The sequence below is a fragment of the Streptomyces sp. NRRL F-4489 genome (assembly GCF_001509485.1).
Taxonomy (GTDB): domain Bacteria; phylum Actinomycetota; class Actinomycetes; order Streptomycetales; family Streptomycetaceae; genus Streptomyces.
In genome coordinates, this window is sequence record NZ_LLZI01000157.1 from 1 (window position 1) to 1,403 (window position 1,403).

At 75.8% G+C, this 1,403-nt stretch carries 1 protein-coding gene; it reads left to right on the top strand.

Annotated elements, in window-relative coordinates; all coding sequences use genetic code 11:
- Positions 1 to 1,403 (top strand): class I adenylate-forming enzyme family protein (locus ADL22_RS13865; protein WP_066977964.1); only part of this gene is annotated, 1,403 nt, incomplete at both ends.

A 1,403-nucleotide genomic window follows, 5' to 3' on the forward strand; every position in this document is an offset into this window, starting at 1 on the left:
CCCCCCAACCCCCCTTCACCAGCTACGTGGAGACCCTCCTCACCGCCCTCTCCCACGACCCCACCCGCACCGCCCTCACCACCGCCGACGGCGACGACGTCACCGCCGGCGCCCTGCACGACACCGTCCACCGCATGGCCGCCGTCCTCGGCGCCCACGGCGTCGGCCGCGGCCGTACCGTCGCCCTCCTCAGCCGCAACCGCCCCGAGGTGCTCGCCGCCCGCTACGCCGCCAACCTCCTGGGCGCGCGGGTCGTCCTCCTCTACGACGGGATGGCCGCCGAGACGCTCTCCCTGGTGGCCGAGAGCGCCGACACCGCCCTCCTGGTGGCCGACCCCGACCTCCACGACACCGCCCGCGCCCTCCTGGACGGCTTCACCGGCCCCCGCCCGGAGGCCATGACCCTGGGCCCGCTCCCGGAGGGCGCCGCACCCCTCGGCCCCGACCTGGCGGCCGCCTCCGCCGCCCTCCCCGCTACCCCCGCCGTCGGGAGCGCGGCCCGCCCGGAGGACGACTGGTGCATCCGCCACACCGGCGGAACGACCGGTGTCCCCAAGGGAGTCCGGATGACCCACGGCTCCTTCGCCGCGATGCTCGCGCACGTCACCCTGGAGGGCGCGGGGGACCCGCCCCGCTTCCTGGCCTGCACCTCGCTCGCCCACCTGGCGGGCATCGTGGCCGACCTCACCTTCGTGGCCGGCGGCAGCGTCGTCCTCCACCGGGGTTTCGACCCCTCCGCCGTCCTGGCCACCGTGGCCCGCGCCCGCATCACCCACCTCTGGCTGCTGCCGCCCCTCCTCTACCGCCTCCTGGACGACCCGAACCTCCCCACCACCGACCTCACCTCCCTCACCCGCATCACCTACGGGGGCTGCGCCGCCTCCGCGCCCCGGATGCGCCAGGCGGCCGAGGCGTTCGGGCCGGTCCTCTACGGCTGGTACGGGCAGTCCGAGGCGATGTCCATCACGGAAGCCGGCCCCGCCGACCACGCCGACATCCCCACCGACCGCCCGATGACCGTGGGCCGCCCCTTGCCCGGCGTCACCCTCGCCATCCGCGACCCCGAAGGCCGCGACCTGCCCCCGGGCGAGCCCGGCGAGGTCCACGTCCGCTCCGCCGGCGCCATGCGCGGCTACTGGAAGCGCCCCGACCTCACCGCCGAAGTCCTCCGCGACGGCTGGGTCCGCACCGGCGACGTCGGCTACCTGGACACCGACGGCCGCCTCTACCTCGTCGACCGCCTCAAGGACGTCATCATCGTCGTCGGCGGCCACGTCCACCCCGCCGAACTGGAGGACTTCCTCCACACCCACCCGGCCATCGCCCACGCCGCCGTCTATGGAGTCCGCACCCCGGACGAGACCGAAGAGGTCCACCTCGCCCTCGTCCCCGCCCGCCGCCCC